This window comes from Nocardioides cavernae, from assembly GCF_013410035.1.
Classification (GTDB): Bacteria; Actinomycetota; Actinomycetes; order Propionibacteriales; family Nocardioidaceae; genus Nocardioides; species Nocardioides cavernae_A.
On sequence record NZ_JACCBW010000005.1, the window covers coordinates 157,381 to 181,294 of the forward strand.

15 protein-coding genes are annotated in these 23,914 nt (G+C 69.2%); 4 read left to right on the forward strand and 11 right to left on the reverse strand.

Annotation, left to right across the window (positions count from 1 at the left end):
- The first annotated feature begins 3 nt into the window (after positions 1-3).
- A complete protein-coding gene (locus F4692_RS18930) occupies positions 4-4,212 on the forward strand; it encodes a protein NO VEIN domain-containing protein (RefSeq protein WP_179621290.1) in 4,209 nt (1,402 codons plus the stop codon).
- Positions 4,213-4,576: 364 nt separating this feature from the next.
- Here the strand turns inward: F4692_RS18930 and F4692_RS18935 are convergent, their stop codons facing one another.
- The 6 genes from F4692_RS18935 to F4692_RS18960 form a co-directional block, all read right to left on the reverse strand.
- On the reverse strand, positions 4,577-6,016 hold the full coding sequence (locus F4692_RS18935; protein WP_179621291.1) for a UvrD-helicase domain-containing protein: 1,440 nt from the start codon (positions 6,014-6,016) through the stop codon (positions 4,577-4,579).
- Positions 6,009-7,784 (reverse strand): ATP-dependent nuclease, encoded by a 1,776-nt coding sequence (locus F4692_RS18940; RefSeq protein ID WP_179621292.1) that lies wholly within the window; start codon positions 7,782-7,784, stop codon positions 6,009-6,011. Before F4692_RS18940 ends, F4692_RS18935 begins: the two co-directional genes overlap by 8 nt.
- 238 nt (positions 7,785-8,022) lie before the next feature.
- Positions 8,023-9,369 (reverse strand): TIGR02679 family protein, encoded by a 1,347-nt coding sequence (locus tag F4692_RS18945; RefSeq protein ID WP_218858780.1) that lies wholly within the window; start codon positions 9,367-9,369, stop codon positions 8,023-8,025.
- Entirely contained in the window at positions 9,366-13,679 is a 4,314-nt protein-coding gene (locus F4692_RS18950) for a TIGR02680 family protein (RefSeq protein ID WP_179621293.1), read from the reverse strand. The genes F4692_RS18945 and F4692_RS18950 overlap by 4 nt, the downstream gene beginning before the upstream one ends.
- The gene (locus tag F4692_RS18955; protein ID WP_218858781.1) at positions 13,676-14,977 is read right to left on the reverse strand and encodes a TIGR02678 family protein; all 1,302 of its coding nucleotides are present in this window, start codon (positions 14,975-14,977) and stop codon (positions 13,676-13,678) included. Before F4692_RS18955 ends, F4692_RS18950 begins: the two co-directional genes overlap by 4 nt.
- Entirely contained in the window at positions 14,974-16,554 is a 1,581-nt protein-coding gene (locus tag F4692_RS18960) for a DUF2397 domain-containing protein (protein ID WP_179621294.1), read from the reverse strand. Before F4692_RS18960 ends, F4692_RS18955 begins: the two co-directional genes overlap by 4 nt.
- A gap of 763 nt (positions 16,555-17,317) precedes the next feature.
- On the opposite strand from F4692_RS18960, the gene F4692_RS18965 reads away from it, so the two are divergent.
- Entirely contained in the window at positions 17,318-17,467 is a 150-nt protein-coding gene (locus F4692_RS18965; RefSeq protein WP_179621295.1) for a hypothetical protein, read from the forward strand.
- A 434-nt stretch (positions 17,468-17,901) separates the two neighbouring features.
- Here F4692_RS18965 and glnA read toward each other — a convergent pair whose 3' ends face one another.
- Positions 17,902-19,323: a type I glutamate--ammonia ligase gene (gene glnA, locus F4692_RS18970; RefSeq protein ID WP_179621296.1), complete on the reverse strand. Its 1,422-nt coding sequence runs from the start codon at positions 19,321-19,323 to the stop codon at positions 17,902-17,904.
- 179 nt (positions 19,324-19,502) lie between these two features.
- Between glnA and F4692_RS18975 the strand changes: the two genes are divergently transcribed.
- Positions 19,503-19,886 carry an RDD family protein gene (locus tag F4692_RS18975; protein ID WP_308645383.1) on the forward strand — a complete coding sequence of 128 codons (384 nt, stop codon included), beginning with the start codon at positions 19,503-19,505 and terminating at the stop codon, positions 19,884-19,886.
- Between the two features lie 15 nt (positions 19,887-19,901).
- Here F4692_RS18975 and F4692_RS18980 read toward each other — a convergent pair whose 3' ends face one another.
- The 3 genes from F4692_RS18980 to lipB are packed head-to-tail and all read right to left on the reverse strand — an operon-like array spanning position 19,902 to position 22,406.
- On the reverse strand, positions 19,902-20,612 hold the full coding sequence (locus F4692_RS18980) for a DUF4191 domain-containing protein (protein ID WP_179621297.1): 711 nt from the start codon (positions 20,610-20,612) through the stop codon (positions 19,902-19,904).
- Between the two features lie 34 nt (positions 20,613-20,646).
- Positions 20,647-21,588 (reverse strand): lipoyl synthase, encoded by a 942-nt coding sequence (gene lipA / locus F4692_RS18985; protein ID WP_179621298.1) that lies wholly within the window; start codon positions 21,586-21,588, stop codon positions 20,647-20,649.
- Positions 21,589-21,635: 47 nt separating this feature from the next.
- Positions 21,636-22,406: a lipoyl(octanoyl) transferase LipB gene (gene lipB, locus F4692_RS18990; protein ID WP_179621299.1), complete on the reverse strand. Its 771-nt coding sequence runs from the start codon at positions 22,404-22,406 to the stop codon at positions 21,636-21,638.
- A gap of 66 nt (positions 22,407-22,472) precedes the next feature.
- On the opposite strand from lipB, the gene F4692_RS18995 reads away from it, so the two are divergent.
- Positions 22,473-23,045: a hypothetical protein gene (locus F4692_RS18995; RefSeq protein ID WP_179621300.1), complete on the forward strand. Its 573-nt coding sequence runs from the start codon at positions 22,473-22,475 to the stop codon at positions 23,043-23,045.
- On the opposite strand, the gene F4692_RS19000 is transcribed toward F4692_RS18995, so the two are convergent.
- On the reverse strand, positions 22,991-23,881 hold the full coding sequence (locus F4692_RS19000) for a TIGR01777 family oxidoreductase (protein WP_179621301.1): 891 nt from the start codon (positions 23,879-23,881) through the stop codon (positions 22,991-22,993). The two genes, F4692_RS18995 and F4692_RS19000, sit on opposite strands and share 55 nt — an antisense overlap.
- Between the last annotated feature and the right edge of the window lie 33 nt (positions 23,882-23,914).

A 23,914-nucleotide genomic window follows, 5' to 3' on the forward strand; every position in this document is an offset into this window, starting at 1 on the left:
CAAATGGCGAGTCCGATCGATCTGGTACGCAGCCTTACCACTGACGGGCTTGACGCCCTCCGCTCCGAAGTGAAGGCCGGCCGCGTCGAATCGGCACTTCGGGCGCTACGCCAGCGTGATGCTGGTGCGGAGATCGTCCGCGAGCAGTATGCGGGTCGCTACCCCCTGGAACTCGTCCAGAACGCGAATGACGCAGTGGCCACGGAGGGTGCAGCGGCGGCACACATCAAGTTCGTGGTTACCGACTCCGCCCTACTGGTGGGCGACACGGGTGCAGGGTTCGGAACGTCGCAGGTCGGGGCGATCTGCGACCTCGCGCAATCGTCCAAAGACCCTCGCAAGAGCGTGGGTTATAAGGGATTGGGATTCAAGTCGGTCGCGGAGATTACAAACACCCCGCAGATCATCTCGGGTGAACTCCGGTTCTGCTTCGACCGTGCACGTCTCCGCCGGGAGGTCGAGGCGATTGTCGGGCGGACCCTGGATGACGACTTCCCGCTCCCTGACTACGCCTTCCCGTTCGAATTGTCGGACGCGGATCTCGGCGCAGACGTCGCCGCTGTCTCGGATCTGCAGGCTGGGGGCTTCAGTACCGTCATGAGGCTCCCTTTCCGCGACGACGCCGCGGCAGAGGACGCCGTCACCCACGTTGCCGAAACCATCGTCCCTCGGCTCCTCCTGTTCCTGGATGCCGCAGAGTCACTCGAACTGGTCGGCACCACATCAGACTTTTATGCACAGGCTCTCCGTGAGGGCGACGACAACCAACAGTACGTGATCCTCCAGGCCGATGATCGGTCCGAGGAGTTCGTGCTCTACCGCAACATTGTTCCGATCCCGGACCATGACCTGGTCTCCGAGCTCGGCAAGGCGTGGCGTCAGGTCGAGGCTGTGCGGATCGCAGCCGCGGTGCCGCTCGACGACACCGGTCAGCCTCGAGCGACGGCGGCCGAGCCACTTCACGTGTACTTCCCGACAGAGGAAGAAACGGGGCTCTCGATCATCTTTAATGCTGACTTCCAGGTCGAGCTCGACCGTCGCCGGATCGCGTCGTCAGGGCCAGCGGGCATGTACAACGACTGGCTTGCCAAGGAACTCGCTGAGTTCGTGGCAGACGCCGTTGTCCCGGACCTGACTGGCCGTTTCGGAGGCGCGGCCACGGTCGATGTCTTCGCTCCCCATGGGCCAGCAACCCACACAGGAGAAGGGGTGATCGCTGCACTATTCGATGAGCTCCGCGACGTCGCATGGATTCCGTGTCAGGACGGTGAACTGCGCGCGCCGGCCGATGTGTGGCTCTTGCCCGATTCGGTGCCTTCTGTTGCCGATGTTCACGTCTGGCTGGCACTACCCGAGCTCGTCCAGCCGGAGGTTGAGGGCGGCCAGCGATCGCGCACGCTCCTTGTGAGCGAGTTCGAGTGCCGGGAGTTGAATGAGCAAAGCGCCCTGTCGTTGCTGGAGCCAGGGCCTGACTCCGACGCCACGATTTACTACGACTTTCTGGTGGAGTGGTCGCACACGGCGGGCTACCTGTTCGGCGCAGGACTCAGGGGATGCAAGTGCGTCCGCCTGCAGGACGGCGATTGGGTGCGGCCAGCGGACGACCCGAAGCCCTTCCTTCCCCGCCAACGGGCCGAAGAAGAGTTCCCGCCCGGGCTCCACATCCCGGTTGCCGACCTTCCCGACGTGGAGGGTGTCGTGGACCTACTCGAGCGAGCAGAGATGGAGCCGTTGACGTGGCGTGCACTCGTCACGGACTTCCTGATGCCTCGTCTGACGGACCTTGACCTCGACGAAGCGGAGCGACGCGACGCGCTCGCGACTCTGCGAAGCTACTTCGACTCTATTCGAGGCGAAGGCGCCGGTGACCGCGAGATCCGCGATGCCGTTCGCGAGACCCTTCTGCCGGCGCGCGACGCAGGCGTGACGGATGGCGTTGCGTTTCTCCCCGCCTACGACGTCTACTTCGGGTCCGACTGGCTAGCGGGTGCCGAATTGGAGGCGCTTTATGGCCCATTTGGATATGCCGAATTTCTGGCGGTCGACTCGACGGACCCGGAGGCGGATTTCTCGTTCTACGAATGGATGGGTGTCCAGGTTCGTCCGGCGGTCGTCGAGTTAGGCCCCCACGACGGTCCAAGTTCCTGGCGATACGGTCAGGCCTTCGCGCAAGCGAGCGTTTGCCCGCAGGGTCACCCTCAGAGTCAGAGGCTCCAGTCGGCACCGATGATTGATAGAGCCGATGCCATCATCGAGAGCGGGGACGCCCTGCGCCTGACGGTGCTGTGGCGACATGTCGTGGCTGACTGGGACTCCTATTACCGTGAGGCGTTGGTCGCCACCTGGCGCTGCACTGCCGGTGCCCACAAGGTAGATAGGAACCCGCGCGACCGCAGTTTCGACTCGGCAGCGGGAGTCCTGCTCAAGACGGAGGCCTGGATCCCGGCTATCCGCTCTGGTCGGCACGTGATTGCCGCGCCGAGTGACGTGTGGCGTCCCGCACCAGGATCTCCCGCCGCAGTGACGGCATTGCTCACCACGCTGGCTGTCCATGCCCCGCGACCCACCCAGGGCATGGCTGAAGTCCTCGGCCTCGTGGATGCGGCCAGGGCGGACGCGCCTGCGGTCGTCAAACTCCTCGAGCGGTTGGAGCAGGAGAGCGAGGAGCTTCCCTCGCTCTCGGAGGATGTCGCGGCGGCCGGTGCCTGGCTGTTCGCTCAATTGGAGGGCGCCGAGGGGACGGGGAGTCTGGAGCACGGGTCAGTGCCGATCGTTGCCCGAGTCAGGGGAGCACTCCGATTCGTCCGGCGTCCTTTCATGATCCGCGATCCGCTGCTAGCAGAGGTGTGGGCAGACACTGTTGCCGTTTACGCCGGTGACAGTCACTTGCCACTGGTTCTCACGTCCCTCGAGATCCCGATCCTGGACGAACGGGTCGAGGTAACCCCAAAGCCTGTCGATCGGCTGGAGGATGCCGAGCGATTCGTGAGCATGCGGCTGGACGAAGTCGCGCCCGCCCTGCTTGCCACCGCGGCGGCGGACTATGGCACACGGCGTGACGAGATCGCCCGAGGACTCCGAGCCCTCCAACTCGTGTGTACTTCGGAACTCGGCTTGAAGTACGCGCTGAAGGGTCACTCGCCACGCCAGACCGTCGGCGCTAGTGCATTCATTCACGAGGGCACCGCCTACTTGGCAGTCGACGAGGGCGAGCCGGACTGGTCCGCGTTCGGCCTTCGTCTCGCCAACTACCTCAATGTTCCGTTGGGCGACGCGTTCGCCCTCCTGCTGGATGCCAGCCCTCGGGGCCGCCAGAACTATCTCCACGCCCGCCACATCTCCGACGAAGACGTCCAGGGCGCGGAGGAGGTTCTGAGCGCCGAAGTCGAATCAATCGACCTGCACGATCGCTTAGGGTGGGACTGCGCCGCTGGACTCGAGTCGGATCCCGATCGGAGCCACGAAGGTCTTGACGACGTGCCCGAGGACCAGGCGGCGGCAGGCGTTGAAGCTGACGCTCAAGATATGCGCACCTCGTCGTCCAACAGCCAGGGTCACGAGCAGGAACGGGAGATGAGTGGCCAGGCAGGACGAGTAGGAGATGCCGAGCGTTTACCGGAAGCCGCCGAGTCGCCAGATGAGGGGCGGGAAGCTTCCCAAACGGCAAGGCATTCGCGCGGCAAGAGCACCTCGTCGAGTGCCGCGAGTGGTACGCCTTCCGTATCCAGAGGGATCGATGGCGACAAGCCCGGCTCCCAACCCATCTCACGCTTCTTCAGCTATGTCGCCGCGGCGGGAAGTCGCGAAGCCCGAATGGCTGAACGACAGGACGCTAGGGCGATCAAGCTCGGGGAGCACGGCGTGGATCGGGTCGTTGAGTACGAGGAAGCGCGCGGGCGCACTGCCGAGCCGCAGCCGCACAACAACAAAGGTTTCGACGTCATTTCCTATCGCCCGGATGGCTCAGATCGTCGGATCATCGAGGTCAAGGCAACTGCACGGGACTGGCCGGACCGCGGAGTTCCAGTGTCAGACAGTCAGATCGACATGAACCGGGAACTCGGCGACGAGTTCTGGCTCTACGTCGTCGAACACCCCGAGGATCCCGAACAGGCGCGGGTGACAGCGATCCAGAACCCCATCGCGTCGGCGGACTACTTCGCGTTCGACCCCGGCTGGCGCGCACTCGGGGAAGACCAGTCCACAGATTGAGGCGGCGGTCGCCGCCGATGCCCTGCGCTGACGCGCAGGTCCAACTGACGGGCCACGCACTGATCCAAGACAACAGGGTGACGGGCTAATGACCGCGAGATGCCGTCGCAGGGGCGGAGCTCAGGATTGCTCTCGGTAGATGTCGTAGTAGCACGTGAACTCCTCGGCTAAGGGTGACGATCAGGCCGCTGACCTGCATGTTCTGACGGCCGGGGGGACACAAGTTGGCGCTCAGTAGGCGTCGATCAGGCACCCGATTGTGCGAATCGTGTGCCAAGAATCGCGCCAGCTGACCCGTTCACCGGGGGCTTGGATCGCGACTAATGCTCGGACGCTGGATCGCCGATCATGCGCCCGGCGGCCATCAGCCGCCTGCTCTGAGCAGGATGCGCGAGCTGCTGCCGAGGATGGTGACGCTCTTTCGGGCCCTAGACAGCGCGACGTAGAGATTGCAAGGGTCCGTCATCTTGCTGACGTCGGCGATGATGACGTGGTCGTACTCGAGCCCCTTGACTAGCAGGGTCCTCGATGCAATCCGGCTCTCGGAGCGCCGCCCAGATCGTCGCACGCGGTCCCTGACCCGGGCGAGGTTGTCGAGGGGTGGCTCGCCGCTAGTTGACGTCAGCGTGAGCGCCTCTCGAGTGTCGTTCCAGGCCTCCCAGCGGTAGACGCGCAGCCCGGGAGTGTTTCGCACCACCGCGGCGGCGACGGCGACCTGTTCGTAGGTCGGGTTCGTCAGCAGTGCGTCGAGGGCGGCGAGGACCTCGGAGATGCCGTCGCGCTGATAGTGGCTCACCGTTTCCCCGCGTGCGAGTCGGCTTAGGACGGGACCGTCAACGCCGGCCAGACCGACCACGCAGCCCTTGGCAAACCCAGCGAACCATCGCGCGATCTGTGGATCCCCTGGTGCGGGAACGTCGCGGAGCATGTCTCGCATGAAGTTGCCGCTGATGTCCTCCATTACGGTGTAGCTGCCCCCGAGCCGACTAGCGTGACCGGCCACGTCGCGGGGCCACTTATCGAAGAGTACGACCGTCTCGTTGAAGTCGCGGAAGCCGTGGGCTACCTGGGCCAGGGCGGTCGGGCCCACTGCCTGGACGAAGGTCAGTCCGGGGACCTCGTGGTGCGCGAAGTCGAATGTGTTGCCAGCGGTGAGAAGCGTCCTAGTCTCGAGGAGCCAGGCACCGAGTTCGGTGTTGTGGTGAGTCCATCGGTGTGGGTGGACCGGGATGTGGTGGTGGGGAAAGTTCGTCAGTACGTGATGGTCCCAATTGGCCATCGGACCGTCGAAGGTGAAGATGCCTTGCAGTCTGTCGCCGAACACCACGGTCCTGGGTGTGGCTTCGGCCAGCGCGAGGACGAAGTCGTGCAGCACGAGCGAGCAGTCTTGATACTCGTCGATGAACAAGTAGTCGAAGCTCGCCGCGTGCATGTCCGCGATCGCCCTCGAGCGCGCGACCGCGCCTGCACCGCTGAGGTAGGCCGTCGACTGCGTCCAGTCGGGCAGCTCGCTGACTATCACGCCGGCGATGGTGGAGTAGGAGCGCGACAGGGTGAACGCCCAGCTCGTGAGCGTGTCGACGCGAACCATCGCCGGCGGGACACCGAACTTCCGGAGTCGTTTGCGGATGGCGTCGACGCCCGCGTTGGTGTGGGTGAGCACCAGCGACCGGTGGCCCTCGTCGGCGGCTACCGCGGCTGCGGTGCCGAGGAGGTGGGTCTTGCCTGTCCCTGCGGGCATCTCGACCGAGCAGGGTGCCGCCGCCAAGACGGCCGCGGCATGTGCACGGAGATCTTCATTCACCGGCGGGTTCGCTCCCAGTGCCCGATTGGCCAGCCATGTCCTCTTCGCTGCCGGCGGGCGGATCGGGGTAGACAAAGACACGGACTTGCTCCAGTCGCGCAACCGTGGAGGCGACCTGCGGGTCCTGGTACCGGTTGAGGATCCAGCGGCAGAGGTCGCGACCGCTGGGGACGTCCTTGAACCACTTCCTGGAGATGGCCGCCTGGGCGACCCATGCCCGAATGTCCGCCATGTCGTAGATCAGGAGCCAGTCGTCGACGGCCAGAGAGGTGAACGGGCGACCGGGCACGACTGAGTTGATGTCGTCGAGCACCGTGTTCACGCTGTTGCGACGCTCGACCGCAAGGGCGAGAAGGTCGATCAGTCCCTGCTCGTCGAGGTGGGAGCAGATCTGCGTCTCGATGTTGTGTCCGTGCTCCCAGCGGATGCATGTGACGCCGGCGGCCTGCGCGGTAGCGAGGGGACCGTCTACGGCCCTGTCGTCGTTGTCGCACAACGCCGCTACGGTGAAGCCGAGCCCTGCCAATGCGTGAGATCGGAGCGGAACCTCGGTGCCGCCGTTCCCGTCCTGGATGGCGACGCCCTCGCCCGCAGAGGTCGAGTAGCCGAAGTGAGTCCGGGCCTCGTCCCAGGCGTCGAGGAACTCGAGCAGGACTCCGTGCTCGGTCTTACCCTCCGCCACGATGACCCGGCGAGCAAGCAACGATGACGGACGAGCGCGTCGCAACCGCTGGAGTACCTCTTCGCTACCGCCGAGCGCTGTGACTGTGACATACCCAGCTTGGTTCTGCACGGTCGCCACATTCTCAATCGTGGCTTGCTCGACGATGACTGGGGAATGCGTGGTCACCAAGACCTGCGCGTAGTTGTCATCGCCGAGCAGGTAGGTCAGGAGCCTGACGGCCCGGTGCGGCTCGAGACCGGACTCGATCTCGTCGACGACCGCTACCGAGCGGCTGCCGGCCGCCAGTTGCTGCACGGCAAGGCTGGCCAGGCGCCGGCTACCCAACCCGTAGCTAGTCAGGGGAACCACGTCTTCGTACAGCGCTAGGGCGGCGCCCATGGACGAGCGGGATGTATCGAGGCCGGGTTTGATGTCACTGAAGCTTCCGCCGCCAATCTGGTTGGTGCGCTCCTGGACCTTTGTGGCCAAGTCGCTCAGTGATGAGTGCTCGTGGTCGACGAGAGCTTCGCGAGCTGCTCGGGATGCGGCCGCCAGAGCGGCTCGCTCGCCGCCGTCGTTGGACGACATCCGGCCGAGCGGCGAGTTGCGGCTCCACCGAAGCTGAGCGTCCGCGCGGTCGTCGACCTTGAACGTTGAAAACGCGCGACGCTGGGTCGATGTGAGGAACTGACCAGAGCCGTCTGCTCGAAGGATGGACCACCTCGGTTCGAGGCTTGCGTCGACGGTAAGACGGACCAGGAGCGCAGGCTCCAGTCCGTCCTCAGGAACCTGATACAGCTCTCCTGCGGCATCGACGCCGGACATCCACAACCCGAGCGCCGTGTCCTTTTTCAAGTCGGCAGGGATGTCAATGGTGAGCGCGGTGATGGCGATGGGCGCTTCGACGTCTGCGCCGTGGAAGTCGGTGTCCGCGAAGGGGATATTCCAGCGGTCGCCGAGGAGATAGTGGATAGCGTCGAGGATGGTCGACTTGCCGCTGTCCCCGGGGCCAACGAGTGCGATCAGTCGCTGGTCGGGAGGGATTCTCCAGTCGAGAGATCTGATGCCTCGGAAGTTCTGGATCCAGAGTCGTCGAACACGCACTCGGCCCCCGCTCTCCGCAAAGTGCCCGCCTGGCATGTGCTGCCTTCTGCCTGTGGCGGCCGAAATCTCGGCCGCTGGCTCAGAACCCTAGCGAGTGCGACCGGCGCATTACGGACTATCCGCTGTGGCGGTGAGCGCGGGACGTCCCGCGGAGCCCGGGTCGACACGTCGCCCGAGAGTTCCTGCTGCCCGCCGGTATAGCCCGCGAGTCCGTGAGCGCGTCGAGCCGGCATCCGGACTAAAGGAGGTCGCCCAGCAGCGTGTCGAGGATCGCCTCTTCGTGAACAGCGACCCGATGCGTGTTCATCACGGTGGTGAGCTCCGGGTCCCAGGGTGTCTTCGTGACCGACCCGTTTAACGCGGGAAGGGTGCTTCTTGATCTGGCCTCAACCGCAGTGAGGTAGTCGGCCGCGGCCATCCGCCACGGCAGCACGCCCCGGGAGTGCAGCCGGGCGGCGATCGCGACACCGGCGACGTCGAAGTCGCCGTGGTAGCGGACTTCCACACCCGCGGCGATCAGAGCGTCGATGGTCAGCACACCCACGGTCGAGGGGTTCCCGCCCACGCATAGCAGCGGCCCGGGTACCGCCGCTGCCGCCGCAGCCTGGAGGACCTGCGGGTTCTCACACAACCACACACGGTCGCCCGGGGCCCCCCACGCGGTCGCGGCGGCAGCCGCGCGCCACTCCTGCAGGGTCACGTGCGTCACCAGCCCGAGGTCCGCCCGGGTGCGCATCATCGCCGCCCACGGTCCCGGCCCGGGTGGGCGGATGCCCCAGCCCAGCACCGTCCCGGAGACCGCGTCGGGGCTCACCCCGACGCGGGCCCACAGCTCCCGCCGTGCGGCCGCGGTGGCCGGGACTGGTTGACCGGTCGCGGCGGCGGCCGCGCGGAGCACCAATGCCGCGGCCGCCGTCCCGTCGTCGAGTCCATGGGCGCTGCCCGTGACCTGGGAGGCCAGCTGCGCCAGCTCCCACCGCGGCAGCAGCGCACCCACATCGGCCGAGTCGCTCGACAGCATGGGGGCAAGCTCGGCAAGGACCGCACAGCTGTGCCTGATGACCACCTCGACCTCCGCGCCGGCGCGAGCCAGCAGCCCCGCCCGACGTATCCCCGCAGTCCACTCGCCGACCCAGTCGGAGCCGGCCAACCCCACGGCGGTGAGCTGCTCCTCCAGATAGGCCCACACCGTCGCGGTCTGCGTGGCCTGCTGCTGGCGGCGCGCCTTCCTGTCGACCAGACGCCCGTGCAGCAGTTCCGTGACGGACAGCAGCCCACGTGCGGCCACCGACCCACGCAGGGCCGCATCGAGCCGGTCGAGGCGCACCTTCACCTCACCGCCGGAGACCGGTGCCCGCAGCAGCCCGGCGAGCATCTCGGCTCCGGCGTCATCCACGGTGACGGTGACGGTGCCTCGAGCGGCCAGCCCGTTGCGTTCGAGCCGATCCCGCACCGCCGACCACATCGGCGCCAGCGCCGGCGAAGACAGGTAGTCACGTGCCGCCGGCGGCAGCGCTGCCTGCCCCGAACCCGGTTCCGAGCCCGGCCCGGCACCGGAGGTCGGACCCTGCGCGGGTGTGCTCACCGGGCCACCCGCATATTGCGCGTCTTGCCGTCCCAGTGGATGTGGGTGGTGATCGCCGAGCTGCCGTCGACGCGCCGGACCTCGTACACGTCGAGGGACGGAACCTCGGGGAAGGTGCCCCACAGGGCGTGACCGGTCATGCAGAAGTCGAGGTCGAGCCGGACCAGCAGCCCGAGCAGCTCGGCGATGGTGCGTTCGTCCACCTTGGCGAAGGCGTCGTCGAGGATGATCAGTCGCAACGCCCGGGCGGCGTGGGGAAGTCCGGACAGGTAGGCGTCGACGGCGGCGAACAGCACGACGTAGGAGACGAACCGGCGTTCTCCCTGAGACAGGGGGGTGCGGCGGGTCACCGGCGCGTCCCCGGCTTGGCCGGGCCGCGTCAGCACCATGTCGATGCGGTGCCAGCGGCGGTAATCCAGGGCGTTCTTGAGGTGGTGGGCGTACCCGGCGGTCGGGTCGAGGATGTACTCCTCCTCGACGCGGGCCTTCAGCAGCCGGACCAGCTCGTCGGTCTCGTGCGTGGCGCGGATCGCGGCCGACGTTGCGCATAGTTCCTTGATTCGTGCGACGGGGGAGCCGACGTCCTCAGCGAGCTTCCAGCGCAGCTTCACCCGGATGCCGTGGCTGGTGGAGATGCCGCCCAGGGAGTTGTTCATCGCTGCGACCAACTGCTCGGCCTGCCCGAGCCGACGGCGCAGTTCCTCGCCGACACCGCCGATGACGACGTCGGTGAACACCGTGTGCTCCCGGTCCGAGAGGGCTGCCCGGGCTCGGTCGACCTTGTCTGCGAGCCGGGTGGCAGCCTCGGCGATCGGGTAGCGTCCCTCGGCGTCGGTGAGCTCGACCAGCCGCACCCCTTCGGTCACCGTCGGGATGATGTCGAAGCTGGTCGACAGCTCCCGTTCGAGGGTCTGCTGGGCCCGGCCCAGAGCCGTCTCCTCCACCGGCGCACCGGGCCCGGCCACGGCGGCGCGCACCTGGGCGGTGACGCGTGCGGCTGCGGCGGCGGTGAGGTCACCGAGGGTGTCGCGGACGAGACGGCGCAACGGCTCCGCGTCCCCGCCGGTGGCAGCTGCGGCGACGCCGGGAAGCTCGAGGCGGGCGGTGAGCTCGGTGAACGCCTCGAGAAGTCGGCCGTGCTCCTCGTCGACCTTGGTGGCTGCGGCCGCGGCCTGCTCGGCGGCAACCGCGGCGTCGCGGGTAAGCCGGGACGACTCCTTGCGGCTGCCGTCGAGCTGCTTCTTGGCCTTCTCAAGCTCCGCCTCGGTGTCAGCGAGCCGTTCGCGGACTTCCTCGGTTGCGGCGCCCATCGTCTCCTCGAGAGTGGAGAGCTCCGCGGCGGCGGTGTGCCAGCGGGACCAGTCAGCGCGAGCCTGCTCCTCGACCTCGACACGTCGGCGGGTCGGGGCCTCGGCGACGGCCCGGGTCCGCTCGTAATCGCCGCCTCGCCGGGCGAGGGCCGAGAGTTCGTCGGCGAGCTTGGTGCACCCGGTCGCGGCGGAGCGGGCCCGGTCACGGACCTCGAGAAGCGCGTCGGCTTCGTAGGGCAATGCGGTGTGGTCACAGGCACTGCGGTGGTCGGCCTGGGCGCGCACCCAGGCGGTGCGCAGCGACTCTGCGGCACGTCGTCGCTGCTCAACCTCCGCCTCGGCCCGAACGACCCGAGTACTGGCGGCGTCGGCGAGGCGGCGCGCGGCCACAAGACCGGAGCTGGCCGGGGCGGTCCGCACGTGGTCGCGCAAGCTCTGCTGGGCGTCCCGGACCTGCTCGCGTTCGGTGCGGCGGGCGGCCGCGGCGTCGTCGAGGGCCGCGAGCTCGGCAGCGATCTCCTCGAGCCGGACGGCGCGCCGGGCAGCGCGGGCTGCTGCCCCGATGTGGCGCGCGGCCGCGACGGTGTGGCGACCGGTCAGCGGCCCGTTGCCCCACGTTCCATCCACCTCGACCCAGGTGGAGTGCCCGATGCCGAGCCCGATCCGCTCGAGCACCGCCGCGACGACGTCGGCCTCGACGGGGGAGGCGGCATCGGGACGCAGCAGCGCACCCAACGACCGGTCGGCGACGGGCCCGGTTGCGCTGACCAACAGCTGCCCGTCGACGGCGACGAGATGGCCGGCGTCCGGGTCGACCGTCGCGCCGAGTAGCCCGGAGGCGAGCAACGCTGCCTCGAGGCCGGCTCGGTCGTCTTCAGCGACGGTGTCGGCGAAGTCGACGCACCGCCACAGTGGCGTCCCATCGGCCGCCGGGCGAACCCACGGAGCCGCCGGCGGCTCAGGGTCGCGGGCCGCGAGCAGGTCGTCCTGCTCCGCCCTCAGGATGGGTCGGGACTCCGCATCCTGCCGGTCGGTCAGATTCAACTGCGCCACCTGGTCGGCCAGCCGTGACCGCGCGGCGCCGGCGGCGTCCTGGGCCGCCTGGTCCAAGGCGCCGAGGTCGACCCGGTCCCCAGAGCCGTCTGCAGGCGTGTCCCCGGCTGCGTCCCCGGCGGCGGCGTTGGTGGCGGTCTCGTGGGCCGGGTCTCCGGTGAGGGCATCGAGGCTGACCAGCAGCGGCCCGACCGCGGTGGTAGACCAGTCGACGGCACCGAGCAGCCCATCGGTGACCTCGTCGGTGACCCAGCTGCGCCAGGCGCCGGCGAGGTCACGGGCGATGTTGTCGCGCTCCTCGGCCGCCCGGTCGGCGTCCTCGAGCTCCTCCTCCAGGCGGGCTGTGGCCTGCTCTGCGGCGGCATCGGCCTTCTCTACGTTCACCTTCTCCGCCGCGAGCCTCAGGGCGGTGGCGCGGCGGTTCCCGGCCGTGGCGGCCCGGGCGGTAGCGGTGGCGGCGACCTCGCGGGCGGTGGCCGCGGCCGCCGTCGGATCCTCCGGCACGGACGTGAGCTCGGCCGGCGTCGGGCGCGCCAGGGGTTCGGGGTCGGAGTCCAGGGTGCGGCGCACCGGCTCGATGAGCACCGGGCCGGGGCTGGTGGCGGCGGCGATGGTCGCCGGCAGCGCCCCGGCCGGAACTTGGGCCTGGTGCAGCAGCTCGCGGGCCTCGGTGAGCGCCGCGGACGCGGAGAGCGCCGCCGCGACCACTTCACCGGCAGCCATGTCGCCGCGGGCGACCGCCTCGGTCTCGGTGGCCCGAGCGGAGTCCGCGGCGTCCAGACGACCTCGGGCGGCTGCGGCCAGCGCCTGCACCTTCCCGGCCAGGTTGTCCAAGCTGACGCCTGCCGCGTAGGCAGGTGAAAGCTTGATGGCGGCGATCGTGGCGCGCAGGTCCTCGGCGGTCTCCTCCAGCTCTGCCAGCTGCGTCTCGGCCTGCGCGGCCTCAAGTCCCAGCCGGTCGCGGTCGGCGGCGGTGGACCGGGCCGTCCGGTCCGCGCTGGTCACGGCCCTCGCGACCGCGGAGACGTTCTCGGAGGTGGAGGTCAGCAGCGTCGCGGTGTAGCGCTGGTAAGTGCCCAGGAACGTGGTGACGTGGGCGAGGGCCGTCTCGAGGCGCTGCTGGGCGGCGCGGGCCTCGGTGAGCGCATCCAGATGGGTGCCGGCGTCAGCGAGTGCCGCTTCCGACAGCGGCGGCAGCGCGTCGGAGAGGATGCGCGGGAGGTTGCCTTCGTCGATGCGGTTGCCGACGTCGGGGGAGCGCAGCGTGTGGAGCAGCTGCAGCAGCCCGGCGTAGCGTTCCTCGCCGGCCTGCCCGGTCAGCCCGAACACCTGGGTGCGGACCCGGTCACGGTGCACCCGCGCGACGTCGGTGATGTTGTCGGCACCGATCGCCTCAGCGAGCTTGTCGCGCGAGAGCGGCTGCCGGTGCTCGTCGATGAGGATCAGGTCGGTCCCAACCCGCAGTGGGGTGGTGAAGTACCAGACCTTCGCCTCGTGCGTGGAGGAGGAGTACCGGATCAGGGCTCCGATGGTGAGGTGCTCGAGCCGGCCCTCACCTACCGCCTCGTCTACCGCCTCGGCGGTGCCCGTGTCATGGGGAGCGTTGCGCTCGAGCTCGAGCCACAGGTAGCCGAGCCGGTTCGGCTGCCCTTCGCCGCCGGCCTTCATTAGCACTTCCATCCGGACGTTCCCCGAGCCGGTGGAGTCCATCTTGCGGCGGTCACCGTCGAGGAGGAACGGCAGCAGCATCTCCATCGCCCGGCTCTTCCCCGACCCGTTTGTGCCGCGCAGGATCATCCGGCCACCGGAGAAGGAGAAGGTGTTGTCGTAGTAGTGCCGCACAATCGTGATGCCGGCGCCATGCAGCCGCCACCGCTCCGGGTGATGCACCGGCACGCTGCTGGTGCCGTTGGTCCCGAGGGCGTCGGTGGGCGCCAGGGTGCTCATGGGGTCTCCTCGGTGGGCAGCAGGCTCAGCTGTTTGGTGGTCGTCGTGGGGTTCGGGGCGGCGTTCATGCGGCGGGCGGCGCGGGTGGCGGGTGCCCGCCGCGGCTCGGGCCGGTACCGCGCGCACGCCGGATGCAGCACCAGGCCCTCCGCGACCGGGCGGGCCAGGCTGAGAGAGCTCAGAAGCTCGACCACGGCGTTGGTGAGCGTCTCGGCGTTGGAGCGGTAGGCGTCACCGAAGCTGGCGCCGTACTGCTCGATGATCAGCTCGACGTTCTCGCGCACCGTCGGCCACGACGCCAGCACCCCGGGGACGGCGACCCCGTCGACCTCGGCGCGGGTCTCCCCGGTGGGGCGAAGCACGTCGATGAGGGCGTTGGTGAGCAGCAGCGCGGCGTGGGGGACGGTGCCGCGGCCGGGGAACGCGACGTCGGTGATGTCATCGTCGACGTCGTAGGCCAGCGCCCCTTCGGCGCGGACCTCGAGAATCAGTCCGAAGTCCTCATCGAGCCGCCGTGCTAGGTCGGTGCGCTCGCGGGAGAGCACGTCGCGTTCGGCGTCGGTGAGGTCTTCGCGTCGCACCAGCGGGTTCTCGATGAGCTTGCGTCGCAGGCTGCGTCGCGGTGCCTCACCGGTGAGGACGTCATCGGTGCGGGTCAGGAGCTGCTCGGGGCCGGTGAGGTCACGTAGTGAGCCGGACAGCAGGTGCGGCAGCAGGGCCCGGTTCACGTCGAGCAGAGCCTCCTCGTGGCGGGCGCCCCACCCGGCGACGGTGCCGTCGGTCTCGGCGACGACACCCCAGCCGATCAGCAGGTGGAGCGCCTGGACGAGGTGGCGGGCCTGTTCGGTGGTGTCGTCGAGGGTGAGGCCGGCGGTGACGGCGTCGGCGCGGACCTGCTCGACCAGCGTCGAGAGCAACACCTGGTCGGCGACGTCGTTGGACAGCAGCGCCGAGGACAGCAGCGCGAGGTAGGTGTAGGTGCGCGCCGTGAACGGCTGCCCGGAGGTCCGCAGCGCGGGGCGCACGACCGTGCTGCGGACCAGCGGATCCTTCTGCAACCGGGCGAACCCGGTCTCGACGATGAGGGTGTATCCGACCCGGCTGAAGAACAGCTGCCGCAGGTAGGCGCTGTGCCGGCGCACCAGCGCCAGCTGGTCGGGGTGATCGAGGGCATGGAGGATCGGCGTGTTCAGCAGGGCGCACGCCGCCTGGCGACGCTCGGTGCCCTCATGCGTCGCGGTGCTGCTGCCGTGGGTGGCTGCGGCGCCGGCGGGCGAGGCGTTGCGGGCGATGCTCACGCGGTTCGTTCCTCACTTGACCGAAGCGTCGGCGGGGCCTCGCTGGACGGGGTTTGGCTGCTGGCGGCGGTGAGGTGGAGGTCGTGGATGGTGACGGTTCCGTCGTGAGAGTGCAGCACCGTGATGGCATCTGGTGCCGGCTCTGCGGTAATAACGAGGGCAAGGTCGGCGTCGGTGACGGAGACCGTTGCGGTGAGGTCCTGGTGGATGGCGAGCAGGTGGCCGAGACGGTCGAGCACAAGGTCACGGGCGGCGGGGGAGACATGCGCGTCGTGGAGGGTCGCGGCCGCGACGAGCTCCGCCGCGGCTGCGCGACGGTCGTCGAGCTCGGCTTCGGCGGCCGCGAGGATGGTCTCGCGGTCCTCGCCAGGGTCGGGGACAGGGGAGGTGCGGCCTCGGGCGGCGCGGTCGCCGCGGTCGCGCAGGCTGATCGGCACGTCGACCGCGGAGGCGTTCCACCAGGAGGTCGCGGCACCGTCGCGAGGGTCGGGCTCGGCGGGGCCGATCAGCAGATGTCGGGCGGGGTAGGTGCCGAACGCGGCGGCGAAGAGCCGGTGGGCAGTGTCGGTGTCGCAGCTGTCGAACCAGCCGGCGAGCTTGATGAGATCGGCGCGGCGGGAGAGTCCGGTGCCGGCTGAGGCCAGCATCCGTTTGGCGTTGGTCAGCAGCTGTCCCAGCGCCTGGTCTGCCGCGAGCCGCAGCGTGTCGGGCCCGGAGCGGCTGTGGCTGCCGGTGTACCAGGCGATCAGCTGCTCCCATTCGTCGCGGGTGCGGCCGGGCAGGGTCTCGGTGTCGGTTCCGTCGTGCGTGAGGGGCCCGGTGCGGGTCGCGCGCGCAGCCAGCAGCACATCGAGGCGTGCGCGGATCGCGGTCAGGTGGTCCACGACAGCGGGTGCGTGCCGAGTGACGTCGGCGGTGATCAGGTCGACGTAGGTCAGCAGCATCGTCTTGAACTGGCCGTACTCCTCCCCGGCGAGGTCGTAGCGGGTGAGGATCTGGTTGAGGTAGGCATAGAAGTCGCGGACCGACTCGTTGAACAGCCGCTGGTTGTTGAACACGGTGGTGACGTCGGCGGCGAGCGTCTCGATGTGGGCGTCGGTGAGGACGCCGCCGTCACCAGCCCGCAGCCGGTCGAGGATGTGGGCGAGCTGGTCCACTGTCTTACCGAGGAGCTCGCGGGCGACTTCGCGGGCGCCGTCGCTGGCGGCCATGATCTCCTCGGTGTCGCGGTGGATCCGTCCGCCGAGCTTGGAGGCGTGGAATCGGCTGCGGCCCTTGTGGAAGTCGCGGACGGTGGCGGCGTGGGTGTCGCGGACGCCGCGGACGAGGTTGCCCCACTTCTCCAGACGTTCGCAGCGGGCGTAGACCTGTTCTTCGGTCAACGTGACCCCGGCTTCGATGAGCTGGGTTGCGGCTTCGGCGGGGGAGAGGTCGGCGAGCAGCGGGCCGGCGAACAGCCCCATGATCGCCCGGTACTCCTCGGCGAGCGGTGAGGTGAGGTATCGGAAGAGGTCGTGGCGCGTGCCAGTGACGATGACGTCCTCGGCCGTCTCCTGCCAGCTGTCGGAACCCTGCATCGCGTTCTCCCTTGTGCACTCAGTGCCGTCATCCTGCAGGGAAGCACCGACACTTCGACTGGGAATCGGGTGAACCGCCGGCAGACAGGCGGCTTCTATGGGTGGCTGCCTCGCCGGTTGGCCAGTCTCAGGCTCGAGATATCTCCGTAGTTCGGCCGGCGCGCCGAGTTGGATGGCGACGCCGCCCCCAGCACGTGCGTGCGCAAGCGCAGGGCGTTTGCTGCCCCCGTGCGGTCTGCCGTTGTCGCCACCATTTCGCGAAGTCCGCGACCGAATGCGGTTGACGACGGACGGGCACCGTGTCGTGGTCGCTTCTGGATGCGACCGGTGGGGGTGTATCAGTCGATGGTGGGCACAGGGCAGCCCACGATCTCGGCCGCCTCTGGCCAGGTAACCCATTCGGGGTCTCGGCGGTCCACCATGGGTCCAGCATGCATCGGAGAGTGTCCCCGCAGGCACGCCCTATTCGCATGGTTCGGTCCGGTGTCCCGACTCATGCTTTGACCGAGGCCGGTACGCGGTGGGTTCCGGAGTGCCACCAATCGTGCCCAGCGGCAGCAGCCCATCACGAAGAGGCGAGCCATCCGTAGATCCGTGCCCTCGGAGGGAGCGCAACTTGCGGGCCGGTATGCGCATCAGCGGGCCGTGGTCACCGCACGTCAAATGCCATGAGCCCCCTGTCCGCCACACTCCATGCGAAGTTGCAGAACCTGCAGGCCGCTAGCCCGTAGTGCTGTCGTCCTCGGCGGGGAGGTGAGCTGGCGTGACGAGGATCGGCACCTGCAATCTGCTGAACCTGTTCCGCCCGGGCGGAGGCGCCGGGAGCCCCGGCGACGAGGACGCCTACGGGGCGAAGCTGGAGGCCCCCGCGCGGACGATCATCGCGCTGGATCCCGATGTGCTGGCGATCTAGGAGGTCGGCGACTCTGCCGCGCTGCAGGGGTGCTCTCTGCGGTCGGTTGTGGCCCATCGAAGCCCATTGTTCGAGGGCGCGGTTTGGGTGCGCTTGGATCGCGGAGGGTCGCAGATGGGAGCCGACGCTATCGGCGTCCCAGGCGACAAAGCCGCAGGTCAGCGGCAGGTTTGCTCTCATGAACGCAGCTGTCAGCAAAGATCGCGCTCACGCTCAGCATCATCGGCGTCTTCCCGGTGACGCACCACGTTGGACATGTGGCGCCAGGCCATGTCTGGTCCCGACCGTATCGCCTGGGACACGGCGCCGCGTGGGGTGCACTAGGTACGCACAACAACGAAAAACGGCGCCTGACGCTGGAAGACGTTGGAAGACGTTTTCGCAGGTCAGACGCCGTTTCAGGCATCTAGCCGCAGGTCAGCGATACCCGCGAATCAGATGTCGTAGTACAGCTCGAACTCGTGCGGGTGCGGCCGCAGCTGGACCGGCGCGATCTCCTGCGTGCGCTTGAAGTGCACCCACGTCTCGATCAGGTCGTCGGTGAAGACACCGCCGGCCGTGAGGTAGTCGTGGTCCGACTCGAGAGCGTCGAGCACGGCACCGAGACTGGTGGGCACCTGGTCGATGTCGGCCATCTCGTCCGGCGGCAGCTCGTAGATGTCCTTGTCGACCGGGGCGGGCGGCTCCGTCTTGTTCTGGATGCCGTCGAGGCCGGCGAGCATCAGGGCCGAGAACGCGAGGTAGGGGTTCGCCGACGGGTCGGGGAAGCGGGCCTCGACGCGCTTGGCCTTCGGGTTGGCGCCCGTGATCGGGATCCGGACCGAGGCGGAGCGGTTGCGCGAGGAGTAGACCAGCGAGATGGGGGCCTCGAAGCCGGGCACCAGGCGGTGGAACGAGTTCACCGTCGGGTTGGTGAACGCCAGCAGCGACGGGGCGTGCTTGAGGATGCCGCCGATGTACCAGCGGGCGACGTCGGACAGGCCGGCGTACCCGGTCTCGTCGAAGAACAGCGGGTCGCCGTCCTTCCAGAGCGAGGAGTGCACGTGCATGCCGGAGCCGTTGTCGCCGAAGATCGGCTTCGGCATGAAGGTGACCGACTTGCCCTGCTCCCACGCGGTGTTCTTGATGAGGTACTTGAACTTCATCACGTCGTCCGCGGCCTTGAGCAGCGTGTCGAAGCGGTAGTTGATCTCGGCCTGGCCGGCGGTGCCGACCTCGTGGTGGGCGCGCTCGACGTGCAGACCGCAGGACTCGAGGTTCTTGACCATGTCGGCGCGCAGGTCGCTGTAGTGGTCGTAGGGCTCGACGGGGAAGTAGCCGCCCTTGAGGCGGGTCTTGTAGCCCTTGTTGTCGCCGTCGTCCTTGCCGGAGTTCCACCAGCCCTCGACGGAGTCGATGTGGTAGTAGCCCTCGTTGACGCCCGTGCTGTAGCGGACGTTGTCGAAGATGTAGAACTCGGCCTCGGGGGCGAAGTAGGCAGTGTCCGCGATGCCGGTGGAGTCGAGGTACGCCAGCGCCTTGCGCGCGATGTTGCGCGGGTCGCGGCTGTAGGCCTCGCCCGTGATCGGGTCGTGGATGAAGAAGTTGACGTTGAGCGTCTTCGAGCGGCGGAACGGGTCGAGGTAGGCCGTGGTCGGGTCAGGGAAGAGGGACATGTCCGACTCGTTGATCGCCTGGAACCCGCGGATCGAGGAGCCGTCGAAGCCGAGGCCGTCGTCGAAGACGCTCTGGTCGAACGAGGACGCCGGAACCGTGAAGTGCTGCATCACGCCGGGCAGGTCGCAGAAGCGGACGTCGATCATCTCGACGCCCTCGTCCTTGATGAACTTCAGGAGCTCATCGGAGTTGTTGAACATTCGGTTCCTCCTTGACGGCGGCCAGCGCACGTCGAGTTGCAGCGTTCGTTGTCGGAGCCTCGTTGCACCGTGACGTCACGCTAGAGGGGAGCAGTTTCTAGACCGTATCCCGTTTGTTTCGGGCGTGTTACGGCTGACCGGCCGGTGGGCCGTGCGTACGCCCCTCCTAGGCTGGCCGCGTGACGAGCGCTGTAACAACCGACCTGCCGCCGGCGTCCTGGGGGCGACGGATCCTGGCGCTCGTCGTGGACTGGCTGACCTGCCTGGCGGTCGTCGAGGGCCTCGTGGCCGCGGACGTCCTCGCGGGGAACCCCAACGGCCTGGGCACGCTCGGGCTGTTCGTCGCGGAGTCGGCCCTGTTCACCGCGCTCACCGGTGGTTCCTTCGGCAAGCTCGTCACCCGGGTCCGGGTGGTCCGCCGACCCGACGCCTCGCAGCCGGTGTCGCTGCTGCGAGCGCTCGTACGCTCCGCGCTGGTCGCGCTGCTCGTCCCGCCGCTGCTGACGGCCGGCGGGAGGGGCCTGCACGACGTCGCCGCCGGGACGCGGACGGTCGTCGTCTAGGCCGGACGGGTTGCCTCAGCGCCCGCGCTGCTGCGAGCGCATGCCCTTCATCGAGGTCGGGACGGGGCCCTTGGGCAGCGGCAGCTTGCCGCGCTGCGCGTCGAGCGCCTTGAGGCGCTGGAGGATGTCGGTCATCTCGGCCGGCTTCACGCTGCGGCCGAGCTTCTGCACGTGGCGCACCAGCTTGGGCAGCGGGACCTCGCCGTCGCCGCGGCCGCACACGACCTCGTGGATCGGGACCTCGTAGGCGACGCGCTCGTGCTTCTTGCGCTCGGTCGCGAGCAGTGCCTTCACGCGGTTGGGGCTCGAGCCCTCGCCGACCAGGACGATGCCGGGCGGGCCGACGACGCGGTGCACGACGTCCTGCTGCTTGGTGAAGCCGACGACGGGGTCGACCTTCCACCCGCGGCGCAGCATCTGGAGCGCGCCGGCCGCGGCTGCGGGCTGGCCCTCCATCTGGGTGTACGCCGCCTTCTGGGCGCGGCGACCGAACACCAGCAGGGCGCCCAGCGCGCCGATCATCAGCGCGCCGACCACCGCGAGGATCCAGCCCAGCACGCCGCTGCCCGGAAGGACCCAGAAGAAGAGCGCGAAGCCGAGCGCCGCACCCAGCACGAAGACGCCCATGACGATGAGGCCGAGGCGCGGGTCGGACCGCTTGGCCATCTGGTAGGTCTGCATGATCTGCCCGCGGCGGGAGCTGGGCGTGGTGGCGGGGGTCGACATGAGGGTGCCTTGTCCAGGTGGAGGGTGGTGAGGGTCAGGCGGTCGCGGCGGCGCGCGCGTCCATGGCCTGACCGTACAGCCGTCCGGCTCGGTAGGACGAGCGGACGAGCGGTCCGGAGAGCGCGCCGGCGAAGCCGATCTCGTCGGCCTCGGCCTTGAGCTCGACGAACTCCTCGGGCTTGACCCAGCGCTCGACCGGGTGGTGGCGCGGGGAGGGACGGAGGTACTGCGTGATGGTGATCAGCTCGCAGCCCGCCTCGTGGAGGTCGCGCAGCGCCTGCGAGACCTCCTCGCGGGTCTCGCCCATCCCGAGGATGAGGTTGGACTTGGTGACCAGCCCGAAGTCGCGGGCCTGCGTGATGACGTCGAGGGAGCGGTCGTAGCGGAACGCGGGACGGATCCGCTTGAAGATCCGCGGCACCGTCTCGACGTTGTGCGCCAGCACCTCGGGGCGCGACTCGAAGACCTCCTGGAGGAGGTCGGGCTTGCCGTTGAAGTCGGGGATGAGGTTCTCGACCCCCGTGTCGGGGTTGAGCTCGTGGATCGCCCGGACGGTCTCGGCGTAGAGCCAGGCGCCGCCGTCGGGGAGGTCGTCGCGCGCGACGCCGGTGATGGTGGCGTACTTGAGCTGCATCTTCTGCACCGACTCCGCCACGCGCCGCGGCTCGTCGCGGTCGAGCGGCTGGGGCTTGCCGGTGTCGATCTGGCAGAAGTCGCAGCGCCGGGTGCACTGGTCGCCGCCGATGAGGAACGTCGCCTCGCGGTCCTCCCAGCACTCGTAGATGTTGGGGCAGCCCGCCTCCTGGCACACCGTGTGGAGGCCCTCGGACTTCACGAGGTTCTGCAGCGAGGTGTACTCCGGGCCCATCTTGGCCCGGGTCTTGATCCACTCCGGCTTCTTCTCGATCGGGGTCTCCGCGTTGCGGACCTCCAGTCGGAGCAGCTTGCGTCCTTCAGGTGCGGGAGCGGTCGTCACGTCCCTCACTCTACGTGGGCGTGTCGGACGCCCCAACTCACGCCCGGCTAGGCCGGGGACTGCGGGCGGACGAGCTCGATGCGCGGGCCGTGCGCCGGCTCGGGGCGTGCCTCGTAGTCCGGCGTGGCGGTGTAGGGCAGCCACGACAGGTACGTCGTGAGGTGGCGTCGCACGCTCGGCAGCACCTCGTCGACCGGGACGTCCCGCCCCAGCTCCTGGCTGAGCGAGGTGACGCCGGCGTCATCGATCCCGCACGCGACGAACCGGTCGTACCAGCCGAGGTCGACGTCGCAGTTGAGCGAGAAGCCGTGCATCGTGACACCGCGGGCCACGCGGATGCCGATCGCCGCGATCTTGCGCTCCGGTCCCCGCCCGTCGGCCCGCAGCCACACGCCGCTGCGGCCGGGCACCCGGGCCGTGGTGACGCCGAAGTCGGCGCACACGGCGATCAGGGCCTCCTCGACGCGACGGACGTAGTCGACGACCTTGACGTGGTCGGGCAGCGCGACGATCGGGTAGCCGACCAGCTGGCCGGGGCCGTGGAAGGTGATCTTGCCGCCGCGGTCGACGTCGATGACGGCGGCACCGCCCGGGTCGAGCGGCCGCTCGTGGTCGTCGGTGCGCTTGCCGGCGGTGAAGACGGGCGGGTGCTCGAGCAGGAGCACGGTGTCGGGCCGGACCCCGCTCGACACGTCCTGGTGGACGCGGCGCTGGAGGTCCCACGCAGCGGGGTAGTCGACGGCGTCGGCGCCGAGACCGGCGACCTCGTAGTCCAGCGAGTCGCGCAGCGGGTGCTCGGTCGTCTGCTCCAGCGCCATGGCGTGAGCCTACGCCGCCTGTGGATGACTCCTGCAGCGCGGCGGCGGTTCGGCGAAGGTGGTCGTGTGGACCCGCGCCGCCTGCTCCCCGCCCTCACCGCGGTCGCCTGCGCCCTCGTCGTCGCGACGGTGGTGGTCACCCTGGCGCGACCCGGCCCCATGCCGCCGGACCCGGTGCTGCCCGACGAGGTCGGAGCGGTCGGGCGGTCCTCGCCCGCCGCCGTGCTGGCGGCATGGGACGCGCGTCGTGCGCGGGCCTGGGCCGAGGCCGACGTCCGCGGCCTGGCTCGGCTCTACGTCGAGGGCTCGCGCGCGGGTCGGGCGGACGTACGCCTGCTGCGGCACTACCGCGAGCGCGGGCTGCGGGTCGAGGGACTGACGACGCAGGTGCTCGCCCTCGAGGTGGTCGAGCGCGGCCCACGGCGGCTGGAGCTGGTCGTGACGGACCGGGTGGTCGGGGGAGAGGCGGTCGGCGGCGCCACCGCGGTCGCGTTGCCGGGCGACCGGGCCTCGACCCGCGAGGTCGTGCTGGTCCGAGGGGCGGGCGGGGCCTGGCAGGTCGTCGAGGCGCGTGAGGCGGGGGCTCAGGCGAGCCCGGCCGCCAGCACCTCGCGGACGTCCTCGTCCTCGAAGTCGTAGCCCGCCCGCTCCAGCGCGGCGGGTCGTGCGTTGACCGAGCCGAGCAGCTCGGGAGCGAGGTCGCCGGCGGCGGCCTTCATGATCGCCGCCGGCACGGCGAGGAACGCCTTGCGGTGCAGCGCCTCGGCGAGGGCCTGGGTGAACTCGGCGTTGGTGGGGGTGTGCGGGCAGCAGAGGTTGAAGGCTCCCGAGACGTCGCGGGACTCGATGAGGTAGCTCACCGCGCCGATCCAGTCGCGCAGCGAGATCATCGGCATGTGCTGCTCGCCGGAGCCGAGCCGCGCGCCGCCCCCGGCCTGGAAGAGCAGGCGCAGCTGCTTGAGCGGGGGCGAGGTCCGGTCCATCACGGGCGACGTGCGCAGCACGCAGACGCGGGCGCCGGCCGCGACGGCGGGCTCGGCGGCGGCCTCCCACTCGCGGGCGACCCGGGTCAGGAACGCGTCGCCGAGGCTGTCGGAGTCCTCGGTGACCGGAGCGGCGCCGTGGTCGCCGTAGTAGCTGATGCCGTTGCCGGCGAGCAGCGCCGGCGGCCGCTCGACGGTCGCGACCGTCTCGGCGAGCAGGCGCGTCGTGGAGACCCGGGAGTCCAGGACCTCCTCGGCCCACTTCCGCGAGTGTGGGTTGCTCGCGATGGTCGCACCGGCGAGGTTGACCACGGCGTCCGCGCGGGCGATGACGGAGGCGTCGAGCTCCCCGGCCGCCGGGTCCCACCGGGACTCCCTGGCCGACGCGGGCTCGCGGCGCACGAGCGCCGTCACCTCGTGCCCGTGCACGCGGAGGTGGTCGGCCAGGTGGGCGCCGAGGAATCCTGAGGCACCGGCGATCACGACACGCATGCCCCCACCCAACCATGCGACCAAAGCCGCCCC